General features: G+C 69.5%; 3 protein-coding genes and 2 pseudogenes. All 5 read right to left on the bottom strand.

Annotation, left to right across the window (positions count from 1 at the left end):
- Nucleotides 1-293: pseudogene (locus AC2YHT_RS25570) on the bottom strand (hypothetical protein); the annotation flags it as partial.
- Between the two features lie 257 nt (nt 294-550).
- Complete coding sequence (locus AC2YHT_RS25565; RefSeq protein WP_487292598.1) at nt 551-2,323, bottom strand: gamma-glutamyltransferase family protein; 1,773 nt, start codon at nt 2,321-2,323, stop codon at nt 551-553.
- A gap of 208 nt (nt 2,324-2,531) precedes the next feature.
- Nucleotides 2,532-3,023, bottom strand: coding sequence for a heme-degrading domain-containing protein (locus AC2YHT_RS25560; RefSeq protein WP_110118200.1), 492 nt, complete (start codon nt 3,021-3,023; stop codon nt 2,532-2,534).
- Nucleotides 3,023-4,078 (bottom strand): oxidoreductase, encoded by a 1,056-nt coding sequence (locus AC2YHT_RS25555; protein ID WP_487292597.1) that lies wholly within the window; start codon nt 4,076-4,078, stop codon nt 3,023-3,025. The genes AC2YHT_RS25560 and AC2YHT_RS25555 overlap by 1 nt, the downstream gene beginning before the upstream one ends.
- Before the next feature lie 138 nt (nt 4,079-4,216).
- Nucleotides 4,217-4,478: pseudogene (locus AC2YHT_RS25550) on the bottom strand (MFS transporter); the annotation flags it as partial.

Here is a 4,478-nt window from a genome sequence, read left to right as displayed (position 1 = left end):
ATGACGGCCGGGGTCGGCGCCGGGGCGGGCGTCGTGACCGGTGCGGCCTCGGCCACCTTCAGGCTTTCGCCGCTGCTTTCCGGCGTCTGGGCCGGCTGGCTCATCAGGCCCCAGGCCAGGCCGCCGACGGCCAGGGCCAGAACCGGCACGCCGACCAGCAGCGGCAGGTTGCCGGAAGACTTCTTCGAACGGGTCGAGGTGCGCGCATAGACGGGCGCTTGCGGAAACAGGGCAGAACCATCGCCAGTCGTGGCGATCGCGGGTTCAGGACCATCGAGATTCAAGGCAGGCATTTGGATCCTCCTCAGCTATCCTTGTCGGGATAAGTAACGGGAGGTTTCCAGTGGGGTTCCGTCGGTCGCGGAATGGTTCCGTTTCTGCCGGATTTGGGTCTTAATTCTTGTGGCGCTTCGTTCGTCCCTCTCCCCTTGCGGGAGAGGGTGGCCTCCCGGAGGGAGGTCGGGTGAGGGGTCTCTCAGAACCGTCCGCGCGACCCCTCATCCGTCATCCTTCGGATGACACCTTCTCCCGCAAGGGGGAGAAGGGAGCTCTAGTACCCCAGCGCCACCCCGTCCTTGCGCATCTCGGTCGCGGCCGCATACCGCCCCGGCCAGCGCTCGATGGCCTGGTAGCCGCCATAGCCGCCGGCGTCGGTCTTCAGTTTCCAGCCGATGGCCTCCAGCGCCTTGCGGGTTTCTGTCGGCACGCCGCTTTCCAGGTCGAGCGCCGCGACGTCCTCGGCCGCGATCCCGGTCGGTTCGGGCGAACCGCCGTGGTGCCAGCGCGGGGCGTCGCCGGCTTCCTGCACGCCCAGGCCGAAGTCGACCATGTTGCTGATGATCTGGGTCTGGCCCTGGGGCTGCATGTCGCCGCCCATGACGCCGAAGCTCAGCCACGGCTCGCCCTTGCGGGTCGCGAAGCCTGGGATGATCGTTTGGAAGGGCCGCTTGCCGGGCGCGTAGACGTTGGGATGGCCGTCGGTCAGGGCGAAGAGCTCGCCGCGGTCCTGGAACATGAAGCCCAGGCCGTCGGGCGACAGGCCAGACCCCATGCCGCGATAGTTCGACTGGATGATCGACACCATCATCCCGTCCTTGTCGGCGGTGGTGAAATAGGTCGTGTCGCCCTTGCTGGGCGCCGCGCCCGGAAACGACGGCGTCCAGATCTTGTCGGGCGAGATCAGCTTGGCGCGCTCCTTGGCGTAGTCCTTGGAGATCAGCCAGTCGATCGGCGACTTGTAGAAGTCCTGGTCGGCATAGAACCGCGCGCGGTCCTCATAGGCCAGGCGCTTGGCCTCGACGGCGTGGTGGATGGCCTGGGCCGACTGGAAGCCCATGCCGGCCACGTCGAACTGCTCGAGGATGTTGAGCATCTGCAGGGTGGCCAGCCCTTGCGTGTTGTCGGCCAGGGCGTGGACGTCGACGCCGCGATAGCCGGTGGTGTGGACGCTGGTCCAGACGGCGCGGTTGGCGGCGAGGTCGGCCTTGGTCATCCAGCCGCCGATGCGCTTGAAATAGGCCTCGATGGTGGTGGCGATCTCGCCCTCGTAGAAGGCGCGGCCGCCGCCCTGGGCGATCAGGCGGTAGGTGCGGGCCAGGGCCGGGTTCTTGAAGATCTCGCCTTCGACGGGGGTCTTGCCCGTGGGAGCCCAGACCTTCTTGAAGTTCTCGACCTCCTCGATGTTGGAGGCCGGATTGGTGAAGCGGCGATGGCTGCCGGCCAGGTAATAGGCGACGTTCTGGGTGACCGGGTGGCCTTCCTCGGCGGTGGCGATGGCCGGTTCGAACAGCTCGGCCCACTTCAGCTTGCCGTAGCGCTCGTGCAGCGCCCGCCAGGCATCGACGGCGCCCGGCACGCTGACGCTGACCGCGCCCCAGCTGGGGATCTTGCCGTCCTTGGCGCGGCTGCGCACCGTCTCCAGCGACAGCCCCTTGGGCGATCGGCCCGAGCCGTTCAGCCCCACGACCTTGCGGGTCTTGGGATCCCACAGCAGCACGTAGCAGTCGCCGCCGATCCCGCAGGAGATCGGCTCGCAAAGCCCCAGCATGGCGTTGGCGGCGATCGCCGCGTCGGCCGCCGAGCCGCCCTTCTTGAGCACGCTGATCGCCGCCTGGGTGGCCAGCGGATGGGCCGTCGCCGCCGCGCCGTGGATCCCCCAGGCCGCCGAGCGCGAGGCGAAGCTGGCGCCGTCCACCCGGTCGCCGCCGTGCACGTCGGGTCGCTTCCGGTTGGGATTGGGGCCGGTGATGATCTGCGACTGGGCATAGGCCTGGCCGGCGAAGGCGGCGGCCGGCAGGGCGGCGAAGAAGGTGCGGCGGCGCATGGCGAAGTCCCCACGAAAACGGCGACTCCGTTTCTAGGGGCGGCTGGGAGGGGAGGCTAGGCGTTGCGCGAAAAGTGGGTGGGTGCGGGAGAAACACCCCCTCAGTCGGCTTCGCCGACAGCTCCCCCAGAGGGGGAGCATCTTCGTGGTGCTGCGCTTAGGAGATTCTCCCCCTCTGGGGGAGGTGGCCCGGAGGGCCGGAGGGGGTCTACCCCAGCGCCAGCTCGTCCAGCTCCTTGCCCAGCATCAGCGCCAGGGCCTCGACCACCAGTACGTGGTCCTGCCGCTGGGGCAGGCCCGAGACCGTCACCGCGCCGATGCAGCCGAGGCCCCGCACCAGCAGCGGGAAGCCGCCGCCATGCGTGGCGTAGTCGCGGGTCGGCAGGCCGTGCTTGGCCTCCAGCGTCTCGCCCTTGGCGGCCAGGGCCAGGCCGACGCCGTAGGAGCTCTTGGAGAAGTGCAGCACCGTGTTGCGCTTGCGGCGCAGCCAGTCGGCGTTCTCGCCGGTCGAGCCGGGCAGGGCGGCGTGGAACAGCGCCCGGTCCCGCAGCGACACGTCGATGGCCAGCGGCGCCTTGCGGGCCAGGGCCGCGTCGCGCAGGCCCGCGCCCAGGGCCCAGGCGGTGTCGAGATCGAAGCGTTCGAACACCAGCGCCGCTTCCTGGGCGGCGATGCGGGCGATGTCGTCCTGGTGGCTCATCAGGCGGTCTCGACGCTCAGTTCGCGGCGCTCGGCGGCCGAGCGGGCGGCCAGGTCCAAGAGCTCCATCACCTGCAAGGCCTCGCGGGCCGGCACAGGATTGGCCGCGCCGGTCAGGATCGCGTCGCGCACCCCGGCGTAATAGGCCGCGTAGTCGCCGCGCGCGCCGGCCACGACCTCGGTCGTCAGGACGTCGCCGTCGGCGCGGGTCAGGGTTCCGGGGCGGGGATCGAGGCCGAAGCCCTCGTCGGCCGGGGTCAGGCCGCGCTTGAGGGCGTCCTCCTGGGCGTCGAGGCCCTGCTTGACGAAGCTGCCCTTCGTGCCGTGCACCGCCAGGCGCAGGTCGGCGGCCGCCGTCAGCAGGCTACCGTGCAGGATGACGCGCAGGGCGTCGTAGCGCAGCACGACGTGGAAATAGTCGTCGGCCCCGGCGCCTTCGCGCTGCACGCCGATGTCGGCGGAAACCGCCAGGGGCTGGCCAAACAGCTGCAGCGTCTGGTCCAGCAGGTGCGGACCCAGGTCGAACCAGGCCCCGGCCCCCGGGCCGGCCCGCTCGCGCCAGCGGTCGCGCACGGTCGGGCGGAAGCGATCGAAATGGCTTTCGTACTGCGTGACCTCTCCCAGGGCGCCGTCGGCGATCAGGGCTTTCAAGGTCAGAAAGTCGGCGTCCCAGCGACGGTTGTGGAACACCGACAGCAGACGATCGGCGGTCTCGGCTGAGGCGACCAGGGCGCGGGCCTCGTCGAGGGTGACGGTGAACGGCTTGTCGACCACCAGGTGCTTGCCGGCGGCGAGCACGGCCTGCCCCTGAGGGGCGTGCAGTTCGTTGGGCGTGGCGATGACGACCAGGTCGATCTCGGCGTCGGCCAGGGCCTCGTCGAGGCTGGCGACCACCTTGGCCTCGGGATGGTCGGCGGCGACCTTGGCCGGGTCGCTGGAGACCACGGTGTGCAAGACCAGGCCCGGCGTCGTGGAAATCAGCGGGGCGTGGAAGGTCTTGCCGACATAGCCGTAGCCGACGAGGGCGACGTTGAGCGGGGCGGTGGCTTGAGACAACGTTGTCATGGCTTCAAGCTTAGGCCTTGATCGCGGCGAGGTCACGGCGCCGCCGGTAAAAAGCGCCCGGAAATCCCCATGAAAAAAGCCCCCGGCGCGGCTGCGTCCGGGGGCTCGATTTCATTCAGGTCGCGAAGATCAGATCTTCACCGGCTCCATCTTGGGCGCGAGCAGGTGCACGACCAGCAGGGCCACCAGATAGGCGCTGCCGGCGACGATGAAGATCGGGGTGTAGGTCCCGATCGTCTCGAGGACCTGACCGATGTACTTGGAGAACACCATGCCGCCGAGAGCCCCGAGCATGCCGCCGATGCCGACGACCGAGCCGACGGCGCCGCGCGGGAAGACGTCGGAGGGCAGGGTGTAGAGATTGGCCGAGAAGCCCTGGTGGGCGGCGGTG

It is taken from the genome of Caulobacter sp. SRI_008 (assembly GCF_057586355.1).
Note: the sequence above shows the minus strand (reverse complement) of the source record. Positions and strands in the feature narration are given on the sequence as shown.

Bases quoted from the DNA above. Each gene is read 5' to 3' on its own strand.
- AC2YHT_RS25565 (WP_487292598.1), bottom strand. From the start codon at position 2,323: ATGCGCCGCCGCACCTTCTTCGCCGCCCTGCCGGCCGCCGCCTTCGCC.
- AC2YHT_RS25560 (WP_110118200.1), bottom strand. From the start codon at position 3,023: ATGAGCCACCAGGACGACATCGCCCGCATCGCCGCCCAGGAAGCGGCG.